We start from the raw sequence: 17,472 nt of genomic DNA, 5'->3' as shown, positions 1-17,472 counted from the left end.
TATAGAAAAGAAAAAGGTGAGCTACTCTAATCAGATAGCTCACTTAACATATTATTAAATAACCACCCAAATCAAACTTACTAGCCCAAAAGCAATACAGCCATAAATAGTGGTGAGTATGCTCCATGTTTTTAAGCCTTGGGAAACTGAAATACCAAAGAATTTTGTCCATACCCAGAATAGGCTGTCATTGACGTGAGATAAGGTCATTGAGCCTGCACCAACGGCGGAAGTAATTAAGGCAATATGAATACCGTCATAACCTGCGGATGTAATCATTGGAGCAAGGATAGTCGTGGTCGTAATTGTTGCGACCGTGGCAGAGCCTTGAGCTGCACGTAATAGGGCAGATAAAATAAAACCCAGAGCGAGAACATGTAATCCAGTACTGGATAATACATCGGAAAGTGCTTTGCCTACGCCACTCGCATCTAATACCTTACCGAACATACCGCCGGCCCCTGTGATTAAAATAATTCCAGCAATTGGAGCTAAAGCAGAATTTAAAATTTCTTCCACTTTTTCTTTATTCCAACCACGGCGGAAACCTAATACATAAGAAGACAGACATACCGCTAACAATAATGCAAAAGGTGAACTACCGACCATGCTAAAGATTTGGCGAATGATATTTTCTTTTGGTAACGTCGTCGCAGTGATTGTCCCCAACATAATTAATACTAAAGGAAAGGCAATCATGGATAAAACCGTTGCAAATTTTGGTAAACCACTCGCATTTTGAGATAATTGCTTTTGATATTGCAATAAATCAGTAGATGTTGGAATTTCGACAAAATGACGTTTGGTGAAAAATGGAATAAACACTTGACCGACTAAAAATGTGGGTAACGCAACGGCTAAACCGATACCTAATACTAAGCCAATATCTGCGTTTAATAATTGTGAACCAGCGACAATCCCCGGATGTGGTGGAAGTACCACATGAACCATTAACATGGATAAACCAATTGGTAACGCATAAGTGAGCATATTGCCACCGATTCGGCGTGCGACACTAAAAATTATCGGTAATAACACTAGGAAACCTACATCCACAAACACAGGGATACCAAAAATAAAACCTGTGGCACCTAAAGCAAAGGGGGCATTTTTCTCACCAAATTTATCTAATAGCCAACCAGCTAATACATCAGCCCCATTGGATTTTTCAATAATTTTACCGAGCATCGCCCCCAGACCGACAATCAACGCTACGCTACCTAGTGTGCCACCCATCCCTTTCACTAAGGTTGGGATAACATCACCCATGGGAATGCCTGTACTTAATGCTACTGCAATGCTCACAATACCTAACGCCAGAAACGGGTGAACTTTGCCTTTAATCATAATAAATAACAAAGCAAAAACACTGGAAATACCAATTAAAATAAGAACTTCGTTTGACATAAAGATTTTCCTTTTTATGTTAAGCCACAAAATTTTAGGCAAAACAACCCCTATCACCCCAATGGCTTAGGGCGACAGGTATTGTTAAATTTGGATAAAAGTGCGGTGTTTTTTAGCTAGTTTTTATACTTCTCAAACCAACCCAATCCCGCCACGGTGTCGCCTCGTGGTTTATACTCACAACCCACATAGCCGTCATAACCAATTTCATCGAGCTTGTCGAAAATATATTGATAGTTGATTTCCCCTTCATCAGGTTCATGACGATCTGGCACGGAAGCAATTTGAACGTGGGAGAATTTACCGTTGAGCTTATCGGTTAAGCGAGCTAAATTGCCATCCACATTTTGAGCGTGGAAATAATCCAGTTGCACAAAGACATTATCAAGATCGACTTTTTCCACAATGGCTAAGGTGTCAAATTGGCTTTTGAGCAGATAATTAGGTTTTACTTCTGGGCTTAAGGCTTCAAGACAAATATTAATGCCGTGCGGTTTGAATTTCTCAGAAGCGTAACGAACATTTTCCACAAAGGTATTTTCATAAGCACTGCGATCTGCCCCTTCTGGTACAACGGCTGCCATAATATGCACTGTTGGGCATTCTAACGCAATGGCATATTCAAGGGCTTGATCAATATCTCGGTGAGCATCAACTTCACGCCCAGGGATCGCTGCAACGCCCCATTCACCTTTCGCTACATCACCTGCACTGGTATTAAACAAGACTTGTTTTAAACCGTATTGATCTAATTTCGCTTTTAATTCAGTGGCTGGATAGTCATAAGGCCAAAGATATTCGATATATTTAAAACCTGCCTTGGCGGCTGCTTCAAAGCGATCTAAGAATGGAACTTCATTAAACATCATGGTTAAGTTGGCTGCAAATTTAGGCATAATTATTTCCCCCTGTTTTCCAAATCTTTCACTTCGTCATCTGTGAGATAACGAATATTTTGTCCTTGCAAAATAAATTGTAATTTTGCAGTTTCTTCTAACTCATCGGCGTTGTCGGCGGCATCAAGCAAATCAGAACCTGTGACCACAATGCCGTGATTGGCAAGTAAAAAGGCTTTGCCTGTTAAAGCTCGCTCGCTTAATTCCCGAGCAATTTCGGGTGAACCTGGGCGATAGTAAGGGATCACTTGCAATTTACCGACACGCATCACATAGTAAGGCGTGAACGCTTTAATGGCGTTGTATTGATCCAAACCGTCTAGGCAAGAAAGTGCAGTCAAATAAGTGGAATGTAAATGCACAATGGCGTTACATTTTGGATTTTGCTGATACAATGCCAAATGAAATACATATTCTTTGGATGGTTTATCGCCCGAAATCCAATTGCCTTGCATATCCACCACGGACAACCGTTCCGTATCCAAACGCCCGAGCGATGATCCTGTTGGAGTGACTAAAATGCGATTTTCATCTAACCGCACCGATAAATTACCCGCACCGCCTACGCTATACCCTCGTTGATAAAAGGATTTTGCCAGTTCAACCAGCTGCTGTTTTTGTTCTAATTCCATCATGAGATCATTCCTTGTACATATTCAAAAAAGTTTTCTTTACCAAAATTGCCTGATTTCAACGCCAAATAAATTGGCTCTTCCACCGCCTTCAACCAAGGTACACCAGGGGCGATTTGTTTACCGATATGGAAACCGCTAAAGCCAAGCTGTTGCACCACAATGCTAGATGTTTCACCGCCAGCGGTGATGAAATTGGTTACCCCATTGGCTTTGAGTTTTTCTGCCAACTTGGCGAAAACTTGCTCAATAGCATGGCTGGCTTTGTTGCCACCAAATTGGTTTTGAATTTGTTTAAGCTGGGTGGCTTCCACCGTGGCATACACCAATGGGGCAAGTTTGCCGTCTAAATTCGCCAACACCCATTGGGCTAATTCGTCAACATAGTTTGGATTTCCAATGGCTTGGCTCACATCCAAATAAAAACTTGGGGCTTTGGCTTTATAATACGCCACCTGTGTATTTGTCATCACGGAGCAAGATCCCGAGAAAATCACGGTTTTGCCTTGGGTTGGCACAAAAGCGTTCGTGCCTTGTTTGCCACCGCTTAAACGGGCTGCCATATATGCCCCTAAACCTGAACCGCCCGTTACTAATTTAAAATCTGCCACCGCTTCCGCTAGCACTGCCAACTGGCTATTATCCACCGCATCCACCACGGCATAGCGATAACCGTCCGCTTTTAATTGAGCAAAGCGTGCTTTCACACTGTCCGCCCCTTTAATCACATCAGCATACGCCACCAAACCCGTTTTGCCTTGGGCTTGAGCATCCATTAATCGCATTAAATTGGCATCCGTCATCGGCGTAATTGGGTGATTTTTCATGCCCGATTCACTTAACAATTGCTCACCTACAAATAAGTAGCCGTTAAAAATCGTGCGACCATTCACGGGCAAAGCTGGCGTGATCACGGTGAAATCATCTTTTAATTCGGCTAATAACGCATCGGTCACCGGGCCAATATTGCCTTTTGCGGTGCTGTCAAAAGTGGAACAATATTTGAAATAAAATTGGTTGCAACCGTTGTCTTGTAACCAATGCAACGCTTTCAAGGATTGCTCAATAGCTTGTTCTACTGGATTAGAACGTGATTTCAAGCTAATCACAATGGCATCCACCTGAGCGTTCAATGGCTCACTCGGAACGCCGTTCATTTGCACCGCAGTTAGCCCATTTTCCACAAGGAAACTGGCAATATCGCTCGCACCAGTGAAGTCGTCTGCAATAACACCTAACATGATTATGCTCCTTTTTTCGGCAGATTAATGCCACTGAAAATTTTAATCACCGCACTATCATCTTCTTTGCCAAACCCCGCGTTGCTCGCTTCGGTAAACATGGAATAAGCGGTGCTGGCAAGATGTAATGGGAAGTGTAAGGATTTTGCGGTATCGTTTACTAAGCCTAAATCTTTGACAAAAATATCCACCATGGAAAGCGGCGTATAATCGCCGTCCACCACATGTTTCATGCGGTTTTCAAACATCCAAGAATTACCAGCCGCATTGGTCACCACATCATACATCACATCAAGCGGAATCCCTGCTTTTGATGCTAACGCCATGGCTTCCGCCCCAGCGGCAATATGCACACCAGCCAATAATTGATGCACAATTTTCACGGTCGCCCCTAAGCCGATTTCTGCTCCAATGTTGTAAACTTTACCTGCCACTGCATCAAGCACAGGTTGCAATTTTGCAAAGGCTTCCGTAGAACCCGATGCCATCACCGTCATTTCACCCGCCGCCGCTTTGGCAGCTCCGCCTGAAACAGGGGCATCTAACATAATTAAGCCTAGTTCTGTTAATTTGTGTGAAATAGCTTGTGCATCCGCAGCTGCCATAGTGGAAGACACCATTACCGCTGTGCCAGCTTTTAATTTTGCCGCTAAGCCATTTTCACCAAATAACACGGCGTTAGCTTGAGCCGCATTGACCACTAAAATCACCACCGCATCTAAATTGTGTGCAAAATCATTGCCATTAGTTGCCACGGCTTTTGCTCCAGCAGCGTTCAATTTTTCTAACGCAACGGGATTTAAATCAATACCATAAGTGGTTAAGCCAGCATTAATACAGGATAATGCAGCGCCCATACCCATTGATCCTAAACCCACTACGGCGACAGAATAAGATTGATTTGTCATAATTGTTTTCTCCTTACAGAATGGTAAATATTGTGTTATTGGCAAATATTATGCCCCAAATAAAAAACAAAATCTGTGATCTGGATCACAAATATTAACATTTATTGTTAATATGTGATAATTATTGTGAATTAATAGTATTGGTTTAACAAAATTTAAAAGTTTATAATAATCAAAATAGGTAAAGGACTTTTTATTGGTGCGATAATGATTCCAGCAGAACGACAAAAAAAATTACTCAACTTAATTAGCCAGCAAGATATTGTTAGCATTAATTCTTTAGTGGATGTGTTAGGCGTGTCACATATGACTGTTCGTCGTGATATTCAAAAACTTGAAGATGAAGGCAAAGTTATTTCCGTATCAGGTGGTGTACAAACTCTTGAGCGATTGGCGATTGAACCGACTCATAACGATAAATCACTATTATCAAATAAAGAAAAAAATGCTATTGGTGAAAAAGCTGCCACTTTAATACCAACAGGGGCAACGGTTTATCTTGACGCAGGCACAACCACATTAGAAATTGCAAAAAGACTCGCCGAACGTGAAGATTTATTAATTGTCACCAATGATTTTGTGATTGCAAACTTTCTCATGGAATACGGTAAAGGTGAGATTTTTCATACAGGCGGGAGAGTGAATAAAGCTAACCGCTCATCCGTCGGCGAGTTAGCGGCTCAATTTCTGCAACATATTTCTTTGGATATTGCGTTTATTTCTACTTCTTCTTGGAATATGAATGGGTTAAGTACACCCGATGAAAACAAAATTCCTGTCAAAAAAGCGATTATCAATTCAAGTCAGCAACGTATTTTAGTGTCTGATTCGTCTAAGTGCGGTAAAGTTGCCACGTTTTTTATCTGTCCATTGACGGTATTTGATAGTATTATTTGTGATAACGCTTTGCCAGAAAATTTGCAAAAAAATGTTGCGGAAATGGAGATTACGTTATATTTGGTTTAGCTGCTGAAACCCATACATCAAAAATGTCTGCAAGCTATCGCCCATATTGGCAATATTAGGATAACGTCCCCATTGTGTGAAATGGTGTTTTTCGAATAATCGGCGGCTAACATGGTTTTCTTCAATCACATAAGCCATTAACGTGTTGATGCCACAGGCAGCCATTTGGCGTTGCATAAATTGTAGAGCTTGGCTGCCGTAGCCTTTGCCACGAGCAGTTTGATCTAAATAAAGGCTGAGTTCAGCGGTTTGGTCAAAAGCGGCACGGCGGTAAAAAGGGGAAAAGCTACACCAGCCCAAAACTTTTTCATTTTGTACCGCACTTTCAACAGTGCTTTTAGCATCGTTTTCTACCATAACCCATAAAGGATGTGTGTTGTTGTTCAGATGTTGTTCAAACCACGGACGGCGTTGTTGTTCGGTGACTGGGGTAAGATCTGCGGTAATCCGACGAGTGGGTATCGCTTGGTTATAAATGGTCACAATGGCGGATAAATCTTGCGGTTGAGCTTTTCTAATCTTCATGTTAACTATTTGTTTTTATTATATTCGGTAACAGAATTTTGACTTCCGTTCCCCCTGTGGTTCGGTTGGTAATGGTTAAGGTGGCATTGAGCTGTCGGCTACGTTCTTCCATAATGCGTAAGCCGTAATGCCCTTCGGGTTCTTCTAGACTTGGAATGCCAATGCCGTCATCTCGTACCAATATCTCTTGTTCACCGTCGCTATTGGTGTGTGCAATTATCTCAATATGGCTTGCTTTGGCGTGTTTCACCGCATTTAATGTGGCTTCACGCACAATTTGCAAGGCATGAATTAATTGCTGTGGCGTAAAGGTTTGTGACGGTAAACTGCATGCCACACTGAGTTGGCTTTCCGTTTGGTTACGCAAGCTATCAATCACCTGTTCTAAGGCTAATTTTAAATTAGCTTCTTGTACTGTCAAGCGGAATGTGGCTAATAATTCACGTAATTGTAAACAGCCGTCACTGAGTGCTTGTTCAAATTCTTGTAAAATTGCTTGGCTTTTTGCTTTGGCTTGCTCGCTGTCTTTGGCTAAAGAATGTTTTAATAAGGTTAACTGAATTTGCAAAAATGACAAAACTTGGGCTAAAGAGTCGTGTAATTCTCGGGCAATAATGGAGCGTTCTTCCATTAATAATAATTGCTGTTGTTGGCGTTGGGTTTGATTGAAATAAAGCGAGCGAGCTAATAGTTGGGCGATATTTTGCATCGTGCGTGGGTCGGGGCAAGGTAAGCCAGCTTGCCAACGTAATACGCCCAAATTTTGCCCTTCAATTTCAATATCGCTCATTTGCCAAGTTAATTGTGGTAAGGGTTCACCCAGTAAAATATGCCAATGTTCTGCCCCAATAATATCCAATTCCAAAGCCCGTAAATGTTCCGTGGCGAGAACATTTTGTAACACAATACGCAGATGTTCTCGATCAATATTGGCCAATGTTAAGGTTTGTGAACAATGGTATAACATGGCTAAAGTGCGGTTCGTTTGGCTTAACTTTTGCGTTTTTTCGTCAAGGGTTTGTTCTAAATTGGAATAGACTTTGCTTAATTCCGATGACATTTGGGTAAAGGCTTGTGCAAGGCTACCCAGTTCATCATTGCGATGAATGTCTAAGGGGATATGTTGAAATTGTCGCATTTGAATTTGTACGCTGGCATCAGTTAATTGGCGAAGTGGCGTGACAATTCTGGTACGCATAAAGCTGATAATATAAGCCACCATAATGACAATGGCGAGCAACGAAATCACGATAATAGCGGTGGTATAAATCAGTTTCTTTTCAGCAAATTGTTGCAAGGCGAATACGAAATTATCCACTTTTCCCACATAGGGAACGAGCTCTTGACGATAGGCTAGTTGATTTTGATGTAAGGCGTAATATTCCAATTTTTGCCATTGACGAATCAGATCGTCATAATGATATTTTAAACTGTCTGGGGTAATAAATTGTTGATCAATTTTGCGTAATGACGACGCATGGAGCGTCTTGCGATATTCGATTAAATGTTTTTTGACTTGTTCTGGTTCATATTGCAATTCGTGCAAAATACGGTAGCTTTGCATACGCAAAGAACCGGCCACATTAATGACTTCGGCATCTGAGCGGTTACTGTCCATAATGGCAAAGGCGACAGCCGCAATAATGCTGACAAACCCTATCACAGCCAATAAATAATTGGAAACGGAGCTGGAAACAGACGTTTTTTTATTCACAACAGAGCCTATAATGATAAAAAATGGCACAATTACTTGTGCCACTTTCGTTTAGTTAACCATTAAAGATAGCGTTTGCTAACCACTTTCAAGTTATCATCTAATTCATACACTAACGGCTGACCGGTTGGGATTTCTAAATCCATAATGTCTGCATCAGAAATGCCTTCAATATGTTTTGCCAAGGCACGTAATGAGTTACCGTGAGCAGTTACTAATACACGTTGACCTGATAATAAAGCAGGTGCAATTTGATCTTCCCAGAATGGAAGTACACGCTCTAAAGTTACTTTTAAGTTTTCACCATCTGGTACCACGTCTGCTGGTAAATGAGCATAACGGCGGTCATTATGGGCTGAATTAGGATCTTTCGGATCTAATAATGGTGGTAATGTGTCGTAAGAACGACGCCAAATGTGAACTTGTTCATCACCATATTTTTCCGCAGTGGCTTTTTTATCTAAACCTTGTAATTCGCCGTAGTGACGTTCATTCAAACGCCAGTTTTTGACTTGTGGAATCCAAAGTTGACCCGCTTCTTCTAACACGATGTTACAAGTTTTGATCGCACGGGTTAATACCGAAGTAAATGCAATATCAAATTCAAAACCAGCTGCTTTTAATTTTTGCCCTGCTGATTTTGCTTCTTCAATACCACGTTCGGTTAAATTAACATCACGCCAACCGGTAAATAAATTTTTTGCGTTCCATTCACTGAAACCGTGACGAATAAAGACTAATTGCATAGGGATCTCCTAGTTGATAAAAATAAATAAAATAACATCATACTTTATAGCAAAAATTTGCAAAATTTGAAAGTGAAAAGCCACTGTTTCCTGATCTTTCTCAAAAATAATGGTATATTTAGCAAGAAATTTGATTATGTTAGCGAAAAATCGGAAAAAACATGTTGCTTTGTTCATTATTTAAAAAATTGCCAAAATTGACCGCACTTTTTGCTGTGGGGCTATTGGTTTCTCTTTCTACTCAAGCGACCGATTTAAACCAAATTAAAACCCAAATCAAACAGCAGGAACAGAAAATTGCTCAACGCAAACAGGAGCAAAATAAACTGCAATCTGCGTTAGAAACCCAAGAAAATAAAATTAATAATGTGGTTGGAACGTTGCGAGAAACAGAAACCAGTTTAAAAGAAACGCAAAAAATTATTGCGGAAACTAATCGTCAAATAAAATCCCTTGAACAGCAGCAAAAAAAACAAAAAGCGAAATTAGCCAAGCAGTTAGATGCTATTTATCGTTCTGGGAATCCAAATTCAGTGGTAGAACATTTATTGTCCGATGATGCTAAAAATAATGATCGAATGATGGTCTATGCGAAACACATGAATCAATCTCGGTTAGCTTTGTTAAATGAACTGAAAGCGACACAACAACAATTAGAGCAACAAAAAGCCTATTTGTCGGGTCAGCAACAGGAGCAAAAAACGCAATTATCGGAACAGAAAAAACAGCAGCAAGAATTACAAAAAGCCAAACATGAACGGCAAAGCACCTTAAATCAGTTAAACAAAACCTTAGCACAAGAACAAAATAAATTAGATAGCTTGAAAGCCAATGAACAAGCCTTACAAAATGAGATTAAACGTGCGGAACAAGCAGCGGTAGTGCAAGAAAAGAAAGAACGTGAACAGTTAGCTCAGAAAAAACAAGACGAAGAAAAACGTACCAATAAGGTTTATCAACCGACTGCTCAAGAACAACAATTAATTCGTTCTGGAGCAGGATTAAACGGTAAATATGCCTATCCAGTTTCGGGTAAAGTATTACATAATTTTGGTTCGATCCAAGCTGGTGAAGTAAAATGGAAAGGGATAGTGATTTCTGCCAGCTCAGGTACGGCAGTAAAAGCTATTTCGGGTGGTCGGGTGATTTTATCTAATTGGCTGGCGGGTTATGGTCAAGTGGTAGTGATCGATCATGGTAAGGGTTATATGTCATTGTATGGTTTTAATCAGGCGGTGTTTGTGAAAACTGGGGCGTTAGTGAACGCTGGACAAAAAATAGCTGAAGTTGGCAACAGTGGTGGGCAATCTCGTTCAGGGTTATATTTTGAAATTCGCCGTCAAGGTAATGCGGTGAATCCGTTAAATTGGTTGAGATAGAAAGCCATGGCGTGGAAAAATTTTTTGTTTTTAAGCACCGCACTTTGGGCTGGTTTAACTCAAGCTCAACCAGCAAAGCTCGCCATTGTAATTGACGATGTTGGTTATCATCAAAAAGAAGATGCCGCCGTTTTTGCGATGCCAAGGCAGATTTCGGTGGCTATTATTCCTGCCGCACCCTATGCTCGCCAACGTAATCAACAAGCACGAGAGCAAGGGCGAGATGTGTTAATTCACATGCCGATGCAACCTAAATCTAAGATGAAAATTGAAGGGGGCGGATTGACGCTAGGTATGTCGCAAGATGAAGTAAGTCGGCGAGTACAAACGGCTAAGAGCATTGTTTCCGCTGCCATTGGTATGAATAATCACATGGGTAGTGCCGCAACCTCTGATCGAGCGTTAATGACATACTTAATGCAAGAACTTGCCGAGCAGCATTTATTCTTTTTAGATAGTCGAACTATCGGCAGTAGTGTGGCTGGTAACGTGGCGAAAGAACAAGGGGTAAAATCCTTAGATCGGCATATTTTTCTTGATGACAGTGATGCCCTTGCAGATGTACAACATCAATATCAACTGGCGATTCAACATGCCAGAAAACAGGGTACATCTATTGTGATTGGACATCCACGTAAAAATACCATTGCGGTATTGCAGGCTGGACTGGCGAATTTACCAACGGATATTCAATTAGTGAGTATGGGTAGTCTATGGCGTGATGAAAAAGTGATTCCACCAAAACCATTTATTTTATTGTTTAGTGATTTGCCCGCCCCAACCAACGTTGCACCTTACACACCTGTTCCGATGTTGCGTGGTGTGCCTGAATAATTAAAATAAAAAAATCTGCTCTAAATATACTAATATTAAGAGCAGATTAGTTACTTACTTAACCAAAATCTGTCTATTGCCCTAACCAAACCACCATAACTTTGTCGCTGCCATGTTCTCGACTAAAAGCAAAATATTTATCATTTTGCACCGCAGTTTGTATGCCAGCCCCAATCGCTGGGTGTTGTTGACGAAATTGAGCGAGTTTTTGCCAATGTTGCATAAGTTGCTGTTTGGCTACATTTTCCTTGAGATCTTGCCAGTTCATATCTGATCGGGTACCTTGCATTGGATCGGAACCTGTTGCCCCAAATTCTCGTCCGCTTTCGTCACCATAATAAATTTGTACAGCACCAGGGGCGAGTAATAATAAATTGGCGGCGGTTTTTTGTTTATCGATATTTTCGCTACTGTCTGAATGGAAAAATAAACGGGTATCGTGTGATGATAAATAACTCAATACATTAAAATCTTTCAGCTTATTATTCATTTCAGTGTAAATCGGTGCAATATTGGCAAAGCAATCAAGGCTGTTTTTGGCTTGATCTTGAAAGTCAAAATTAATCATGGCATCAAAGCCATTAGCATAATAATCACTTTTAAACACACCATGTCCCCAAGCCTCGCCTACCATGAAGAAAGGTTGGTTAAAACTCGCTTTTGGGTGGGCTTTTTGCCATTGAGTTAAGGCTTGTTGAGTAGATTGTTTGAGCTGTAACCAAGTGGATTTTTCCACATGTTTAGCGGTATCAACACGGAAACCGTCCACGCCATATTTCACCACCCAATCGGAAAGCCAATGAATTAAATAATCTCGTACTTTGGTATTCGGCATAAATTGCGCTTGCGTATCGGTTTTTTGTTGATAAAAATTGGGTAACTGCACCGCACTTTCGCTTTCGGTTTTGAGATCAGGCAGCGAAGCCAACGACATTCTGAGATCATCATATTTCGGGCTATCATAATCGCCAATATCGGTTCTCACCCAATCTTTGCCCCACCATTTCGCCCAAGCGGTTTTATCGGAGAAATTAATATAGTCATTAAAACTATGCCAATTTTGCCCTGCTTTTGGTCGCCAATTTGTCCAATTTTCGCCAAGGGTTTGTTGAATTTCCGTGTCTTTTAAATACAGGCTACCAAAACCAAATTGCTGCATATCAGCAAGCGTGGCGTAACCCGTGTGATTCATTACCACATCAAATAATACGCGAATTCCCCTCTGATGAGCTTGTTCAATCAGGTTTTTAAGATCGGCTTCCGTTCCCATATTGGCATCGACTTTGGTCCAGTCTTGATGATAATAGCCATGATAGGCGTAGTGAGGAAAATCACCTTTTTCACCGCCACCCACCCAGCCGTGCATTTGTTCTAGTGGTGAACTAATCCAGAGTGCGTTAATACCGAGCTGTTGCAGATAATCCAATTTTTCTGTTAAGCCTTTCAGATCACCGCCATGAAAAGTGGCAATTTCCTGCATACCGTCTTTTTGTCTGCCGTAGCTGTTGTCATTGCTTGGATCGCCGTTATAAAAACGATCGGTCAGCACAAAATACACCGTGGCATTTTTCCAATCAAAAACAGCCGAATTTTGCACCGCACTTTTTTCCAGTAATAGCAATCCATTGGCATTTTTATCAGGCTGAATACTAATTTTGCCATTTTTGACTACAGCGGTTTGCCCTGAATAAAAATCTCGTACGGTTTCACCGTCAGCAAAGGTAGTAGAAACATCAATTTCAACGTTCTCCCCTTGCCACGCAGGACAGGTTTTGGCGAGAGTTTCCGTGCTTTCTTTGGGTTGTTCAAGGCTTAAACGTAACGTTGGCGTGCCACTACGCAAATCAATTTGAGCAGTATAATTGCCTGTTTTGAATACACGTAACGGCAATGCGTCACCACAACAAGCTACTAATGAAATTTCTTGGTTTAATTTCACCGCACTTCCTACATTTTGTGGCATAAAACATTGATTATCCCATTCAAATTTTAACGGATAATTGCCTTTTGCCAGCTCGGCTTGAGCCACCCATAAGTGCGGTGTATTTTCAGTGAATTTTTGAAAATGGGGATGTTGGATTGTTACCGCTAAGGTTGGTGAGGCAAGTAAGGCGAGCCATAATAAATTTTTATTTTTCATTGGTTATTCCCCATTGTAAATCCCTGCACTGGCGTACAAGGCTAAGCAAATAACGATGCTCCGCATCTAATCTGACTTCCCCACGTACCAGCCACAGCGTGGCGTAATATGCGTAACCCCGTACGCCAGTGCGGGGCTATCGTGTACAGGTTATTAACCTTTCACCCCACCTGCCGTTAAACCACCAACTAACCAGCGTTGTGCGAGTAAAAATACCACGGTAATTGGAATGGCGGATAATACCGCTGCGGCGGCGAAATCACCCCATAGATAATTTTGTGCATACAGATATTGTTGCATACCCACCGCCAAGGTATAGCTATTCACATCACGCAACAACAATGAAGCCACTGGTACTTCAGTAATCGCAGCGATAAAGGAAAGAATAAATACCACCGCTAAGATTGGGACGGAAAGGGGTAATAAAATTAGGCGGAATGCCTGCCATGGCGTTGCACCGTCTAGTGCGGCGGCTTCTTCCAATGAGCCGTCAATGGTTTCAAAATAGCCTTTAATAGTCCAAACATGTAGGGCGATACCGCCGAGATAAGCGAAGATCACGCCAGCATGGGTATTTAATCCTAAAAATGGTACATATTGCCCTAAGCGGTCAAATAAGGCATATAACGCTACCAAGGAAAGCACCGCAGGGAACATTTGGAAAATCAACATCGCTTGTAAAATCGTCTTTTTGCCTTTGAATTTCATGCGAGCAAAAGCGTATGCACAGGTGGTAGAGAGCGTAACGATCCCCACTGATGTGATAAAAGCGACTTTAATTGAATTCCATAGCCATAATAATACGGGGAATGGTGGTGGCGTAATCGAACCATCAGGATTGACCACATCAAAACCAAGGGCTAATTTCCAGTGATCCCACGAAATTTCTTTTGGGATTAAATCCCCAATCGCCAAATTCCCTGGGCGTAAAGAAATGCCGATCACCATTAATAACGGGAACATAATTAAAGCGATAAACAGGATTAAAATTAAATGTGTACCCAATAAACGGTAACGAATTGATTTAGGTTGTACCATTGCCATAATTATTTCCCCCTAGTCCAATTTAAATTTAGTGGCTTTTAAGTTAAGCATGGCTAAACCACCTACTAATAAGAAGATGATGGTGGCAATCGCCGCAGCTAAACCAAAGTCTTGTGAGCCACTGCCCTCAAAGGCGATACGATAGGTGTAACTCACCAATAAATCGGTGTAACCAGCAGGTGTCGTAGTGCCGATCATATCTGGACGACCGTTGGTTAATAATTGAATTAACACGAAATTGTTAAAATTAAAGGCAAAAGACGCAATCATTAACGGGGTTAATGGTTTTAACAATAATGGAAAGGTGATTTTGCTAAAATTTTGCCAAGTTGACGCACCGTCCATCGCAGAGGCTTCGTATAAATCTTGCGGAATCGCTTTGAGCAATCCCATGGCTAAAATCATCATATAAGGATAACCCAACCATGTATTGACAATTAAAATCATCGATTTGGCGAGTAATGGATCATTAAACCATTGCGGACTAATGCCAAACAAGTGATTTAAAATCAGATTGATTTCACCGAAACTTTGGTTAAATAATCCTTTGAACACCAAGATAGAAATAAAAGAAGGTACGGCGTAAGGTAAAATAAGCAGTAAGCGGTAGATCCCCTTGCCTTTCAACGGTTCCCATTGTACTAGGCAAGCTAACACCGTACCTAAAATCACGGTAAACACCACGGTTAATGCGGAGAATACCACTGTCCAAATAAAGATTTGTACGAACGGTTTTTGAATGCCCGCATCGGTAAAAATCTTCAAAAAATTCGCAAACCCGATGGTTACGGTAAAACCCGGTTCTAAGGTTTCGCTTAACCAGTTGCCTTGATCATCAATTTCCTGAAAGAATCCTGTATCATAATTAGGGCGATAAACTTTGCCTGTTTCGTTGTTACGTAAATCTTGCAAGCTATCATCATAGCTATAACGAGCTTTTTGTTCCGAGAATTGACGTAATGAACTCATGGTCACTTCATTGCCTGTGGGTAAGCTCACCACCATTTGTTGAAGTGCGGTGCGATTTTGGGTAATTATTTTAAGTGGAGCCACATCACCGGCTGGGGCTTGTTGTTGTTCATGAACCACGACATTGTGGTCAGTAAATTGAATATTATCGGAAATGAAAAACTGGCCGGTATTTTTATTTTCTAGGCTCAGTTTCCATTGGTTATTTTCTTGTGGATAGAGTTTAAAGTCGTATTTATCACCGGCAAAAAAACGTTGATCTTGTAATACGGTTAACGCTCGCTCAAAGGCAAGTTGGTTAGTGCCGCTGTAATTGGTAAAGGCAATCGCAATGGTGGCCACTAATGGGAATAAAATAAAAATCACCATGCCCATAATACCAGGGTAAACATACCGCCACGCATAGACTTTTTTACTGCTAAAAATATACACACCTGAGGTGAGAATGACCAGTGTTAACATGGCAAACAAATATTCGCCTTGCAAGTACATTAGCCCCACAAGATAGAAATCAATCAGTAAGACTATGCCGACTAAAAGCATTTTCAGCCATTTAAAGCTAGATTGAGAATGGGTTATTTGTTGCATAGGAACACCTATTTATTGATGATTAAACAAAAAATCAGTCAATATAGCGTGAATTGGTTCACGCTATATTAGGGAGAAAGTAGTTGTTAATAAATTCTTTGCTTGGAACTCCTTTTTCACGTAGAGATGAATCAATGCGTCCGTGCAAAAATTTATGGGTGAATAGGTGGATTCACCTCTACGTCATATTCCCTATTTAAAAGTAAATTATGGTTAACAAGTTACTTTCTCCCAAATGGAGATAACACTTATTGTTGTTTTTGAATACGGCTATGTGCATCATCTAAGGCTTCTTTCACGCTTTGGCGTTGATTGACTGCATTAATAATTGCACTACGTTCTGCATACCAGAAAGCACTCATTTGTGGAATATTTGGCATAATTTCCCCTTTTTGTGCATTTTCCATGGTGGCGGCAATACGCGGATCTTTTGCTAATTCCGCTTGATAAGATTTTAATGCCACCGCACCTAAAGGTTTATCTTTATTCACCGCACTTAATCCGTCATCGGTTAACAGATAATTTTCTAAAAATTCAGTAGCTAAATCTTTATTTGGGCTTGCAGAGTTAACCCCGGCACTTAACACACCTACGAACGCTTTAGAGGGTTGACCATTTAAGGTTGGTAACACAGTTACACCATAATTGATTTTGCTTTGTTCAATATTGCCCCAAGCCCAAGGTCCGTTAATGGTTAAGGCAGCTTGTCCTTTATTGAATGCGGCTTCAGCAATGGAGTAATCCATATCGGCATTAATCACTTTATTTTTTACCATATCCACCACGAATTGTAAGGCTTTTTGTGAACCGGCGTTATTGACCCCGATGTCATTGGCATCATATTTACCGTTGCTGAATTTAAAGGCATAACCACCGTTTGATGCGACAACTGGCCAAGTGAAATATGGCTCAGATAAATTCCACATAATGGCATTTTTGCCTTCTGCTTTAAGTTTTTTATCTAACGCAATAATATCTTCCCAAGATTTTGGTGCTTCTTTTACGATGTCTTTGTTATAAATCAAAGATAAAGATTCAATGGCTACCGGATAACCAATGATTTTGCCGTTGTAGGTTTCGGCATCCCAAGCGAAATCCACAAATTTTTCTTTAAATTCTTTGCTTGGGTGAATTTCTGCTAATAGACCAGATTGTGCATAGCCACCGAAACGGTCATGCGCCCAGAAAATAATATCTGGACCATCACCTGTAGAAGCTACTTGTGAGAATTTTTCTTCTAATTTATCTGGATGTTCAACCAGTACAGACACTCCAGTATCTTTTTCAAATTTCTTACCCACTTCAGCTAGACCGTTATAGCCTTTATCGCCGTTAATCCAAATGACTAATTTACCTTCGGTCATTTTTGCCACGACAGAAGTCGATAACACTAAACCTGCCGCTGCTGTTAAAGCAAATTTAATTAGTTGATTTTTCATAGTTTTCTCCTACAATATAAAGGGATATTAAGTTGAGTATTTAT

General features: G+C 40.8%; 15 protein-coding genes. 3 read left to right on the top strand and 12 right to left on the bottom strand.

The annotated features are described in order from the left end of the window. Window positions 1-54: 54 nt before the first annotated feature. The 5 genes from O1Q79_RS08585 to ltnD all read right to left on the bottom strand — a co-directional run bounded on the left by O1Q79_RS08585 (window position 55) and on the right by ltnD (window position 5,084). A complete protein-coding gene (locus O1Q79_RS08585; protein WP_386691730.1) occupies window positions 55-1,407 on the bottom strand; it encodes a gluconate:H+ symporter in 1,353 nt (450 codons plus the stop codon). 116 nt (window positions 1,408-1,523) lie between these two features. Further along, window positions 1,524-2,303, bottom strand: coding sequence for a 2-oxo-tetronate isomerase (gene otnI / locus O1Q79_RS08580; RefSeq protein WP_386691728.1), 780 nt, complete (start codon window positions 2,301-2,303; stop codon window positions 1,524-1,526). A 2-nt stretch (window positions 2,304-2,305) separates the two neighbouring features. Further along, on the bottom strand, window positions 2,306-2,938 hold the full coding sequence (locus O1Q79_RS08575) for an aldolase (RefSeq protein WP_386691726.1): 633 nt from the start codon (window positions 2,936-2,938) through the stop codon (window positions 2,306-2,308). Continuing rightward, entirely contained in the window at window positions 2,935-4,176 is a 1,242-nt protein-coding gene (gene otnK / locus O1Q79_RS08570) for a 3-oxo-tetronate kinase (RefSeq protein WP_386691724.1), read from the bottom strand. Before otnK ends, O1Q79_RS08575 begins: the two co-directional genes overlap by 4 nt. A gap of 2 nt (window positions 4,177-4,178) precedes the next feature. Continuing rightward, window positions 4,179-5,084, bottom strand: a complete 906-nt coding sequence (ltnD, locus tag O1Q79_RS08565; RefSeq protein ID WP_386691722.1) for an L-threonate dehydrogenase — start codon at window positions 5,082-5,084, stop codon at window positions 4,179-4,181. A gap of 207 nt (window positions 5,085-5,291) precedes the next feature. Between ltnD and O1Q79_RS08560 the strand changes: the two genes are divergently transcribed. After that, entirely contained in the window at window positions 5,292-6,050 is a 759-nt protein-coding gene (locus O1Q79_RS08560; protein ID WP_386691720.1) for a DeoR family transcriptional regulator, read from the top strand. On the opposite strand, the gene O1Q79_RS08555 is transcribed toward O1Q79_RS08560, so the two are convergent. From O1Q79_RS08555 to O1Q79_RS08545, 3 genes are all read right to left on the bottom strand, one after another. Next, on the bottom strand, window positions 6,036-6,575 hold the full coding sequence (locus O1Q79_RS08555; RefSeq protein WP_386691718.1) for a GNAT family N-acetyltransferase: 540 nt from the start codon (window positions 6,573-6,575) through the stop codon (window positions 6,036-6,038). The genes O1Q79_RS08560 and O1Q79_RS08555 overlap by 15 nt on opposite strands. 1 nt (window position 6,576) lies before the next feature. Further along, window positions 6,577-8,289, bottom strand: a complete 1,713-nt coding sequence (narQ, locus tag O1Q79_RS08550) for a nitrate/nitrite two-component system sensor histidine kinase NarQ (protein WP_386691716.1) — start codon at window positions 8,287-8,289, stop codon at window positions 6,577-6,579. A gap of 62 nt (window positions 8,290-8,351) precedes the next feature. After that, window positions 8,352-9,035, bottom strand: coding sequence for a 2,3-diphosphoglycerate-dependent phosphoglycerate mutase (locus O1Q79_RS08545; protein WP_386691714.1), 684 nt, complete (start codon window positions 9,033-9,035; stop codon window positions 8,352-8,354). Window positions 9,036-9,196: 161 nt separating this feature from the next. Here O1Q79_RS08545 and envC point away from each other — a divergent pair, with 161 nt between their 5' ends. Together envC and O1Q79_RS08535 are read left to right on the top strand one after the other, a co-directional pair. After that, on the top strand, window positions 9,197-10,414 hold the full coding sequence (envC, locus tag O1Q79_RS08540; RefSeq protein ID WP_386691712.1) for a murein hydrolase activator EnvC: 1,218 nt from the start codon (window positions 9,197-9,199) through the stop codon (window positions 10,412-10,414). A 6-nt stretch (window positions 10,415-10,420) separates the two neighbouring features. After that, window positions 10,421-11,248 carry a divergent polysaccharide deacetylase family protein gene (locus O1Q79_RS08535; protein ID WP_386688941.1) on the top strand — a complete coding sequence of 276 codons (828 nt, stop codon included), beginning with the start codon at window positions 10,421-10,423 and terminating at the stop codon, window positions 11,246-11,248. A 73-nt stretch (window positions 11,249-11,321) separates the two neighbouring features. On the opposite strand, the gene O1Q79_RS08530 is transcribed toward O1Q79_RS08535, so the two are convergent. The 4 genes from O1Q79_RS08530 to malE all read right to left on the bottom strand — a co-directional run bounded on the left by O1Q79_RS08530 (window position 11,322) and on the right by malE (window position 17,428). Continuing rightward, complete coding sequence (locus O1Q79_RS08530) at window positions 11,322-13,388, bottom strand: alpha-amylase (RefSeq protein ID WP_386691710.1); 2,067 nt, start codon at window positions 13,386-13,388, stop codon at window positions 11,322-11,324. Window positions 13,389-13,541: 153 nt separating this feature from the next. Next, the gene (gene malG, locus O1Q79_RS08525; protein ID WP_194965391.1) at window positions 13,542-14,432 is read right to left on the bottom strand and encodes a maltose ABC transporter permease MalG; all 891 of its coding nucleotides are present in this window, start codon (window positions 14,430-14,432) and stop codon (window positions 13,542-13,544) included. Between the two features lie 12 nt (window positions 14,433-14,444). Further along, window positions 14,445-15,989, bottom strand: coding sequence for a maltose ABC transporter permease MalF (malF, locus tag O1Q79_RS08520; RefSeq protein WP_386691708.1), 1,545 nt, complete (start codon window positions 15,987-15,989; stop codon window positions 14,445-14,447). Window positions 15,990-16,237: 248 nt separating this feature from the next. Beyond that, window positions 16,238-17,428, bottom strand: coding sequence for a maltose/maltodextrin ABC transporter substrate-binding protein MalE (gene malE, locus O1Q79_RS08515; protein WP_386691706.1), 1,191 nt, complete (start codon window positions 17,426-17,428; stop codon window positions 16,238-16,240). Window positions 17,429-17,472: the final 44 nt, after the last annotated feature.

The organism is Lonepinella sp. MS14434 (genome assembly GCF_042468235.1).
In the GTDB taxonomy this organism is placed as follows: Bacteria; Pseudomonadota; Gammaproteobacteria; order Enterobacterales; family Pasteurellaceae; genus Lonepinella.
The sequence above is the reverse complement of the archived record's forward strand: the minus strand, read 5'-3'. Positions and strand labels throughout refer to the sequence as shown.

Coding starts and splice junctions, on each gene's coding strand:
- O1Q79_RS08575 (WP_386691726.1), bottom strand. CDS start 2,938: ATGATGGAATTAGAACAAAAACAGCAGCTGGTTGAACTGGCAAAATCC.
- O1Q79_RS08545 (WP_386691714.1), bottom strand. CDS start 9,035: ATGCAATTAGTCTTTATTCGTCACGGTTTCAGTGAATGGAACGCAAAA.
- malF (WP_386691708.1), bottom strand. CDS start 15,989: ATGCAACAAATAACCCATTCTCAATCTAGCTTTAAATGGCTGAAAATG.
- O1Q79_RS08530 (WP_386691710.1), bottom strand. CDS start 13,388: ATGAAAAATAAAAATTTATTATGGCTCGCCTTACTTGCCTCACCAACC.
- O1Q79_RS08535 (WP_386688941.1), top strand. CDS start 10,421: ATGGCGTGGAAAAATTTTTTGTTTTTAAGCACCGCACTTTGGGCTGGT.
- otnI (WP_386691728.1), bottom strand. CDS start 2,303: ATGCCTAAATTTGCAGCCAACTTAACCATGATGTTTAATGAAGTTCCA.
- O1Q79_RS08560 (WP_386691720.1), top strand. CDS start 5,292: ATGATTCCAGCAGAACGACAAAAAAAATTACTCAACTTAATTAGCCAG.
- malE (WP_386691706.1), bottom strand. CDS start 17,428: ATGAAAAATCAACTAATTAAATTTGCTTTAACAGCAGCGGCAGGTTTA.
- otnK (WP_386691724.1), bottom strand. CDS start 4,176: ATGTTAGGTGTTATTGCAGACGACTTCACTGGTGCGAGCGATATTGCC.
- envC (WP_386691712.1), top strand. CDS start 9,197: ATGTTGCTTTGTTCATTATTTAAAAAATTGCCAAAATTGACCGCACTT.
- O1Q79_RS08555 (WP_386691718.1), bottom strand. CDS start 6,575: ATGAAGATTAGAAAAGCTCAACCGCAAGATTTATCCGCCATTGTGACC.
- malG (WP_194965391.1), bottom strand. CDS start 14,432: ATGGCAATGGTACAACCTAAATCAATTCGTTACCGTTTATTGGGTACA.
- ltnD (WP_386691722.1), bottom strand. CDS start 5,084: ATGACAAATCAATCTTATTCTGTCGCCGTAGTGGGTTTAGGATCAATG.
- O1Q79_RS08585 (WP_386691730.1), bottom strand. CDS start 1,407: ATGTCAAACGAAGTTCTTATTTTAATTGGTATTTCCAGTGTTTTTGCT.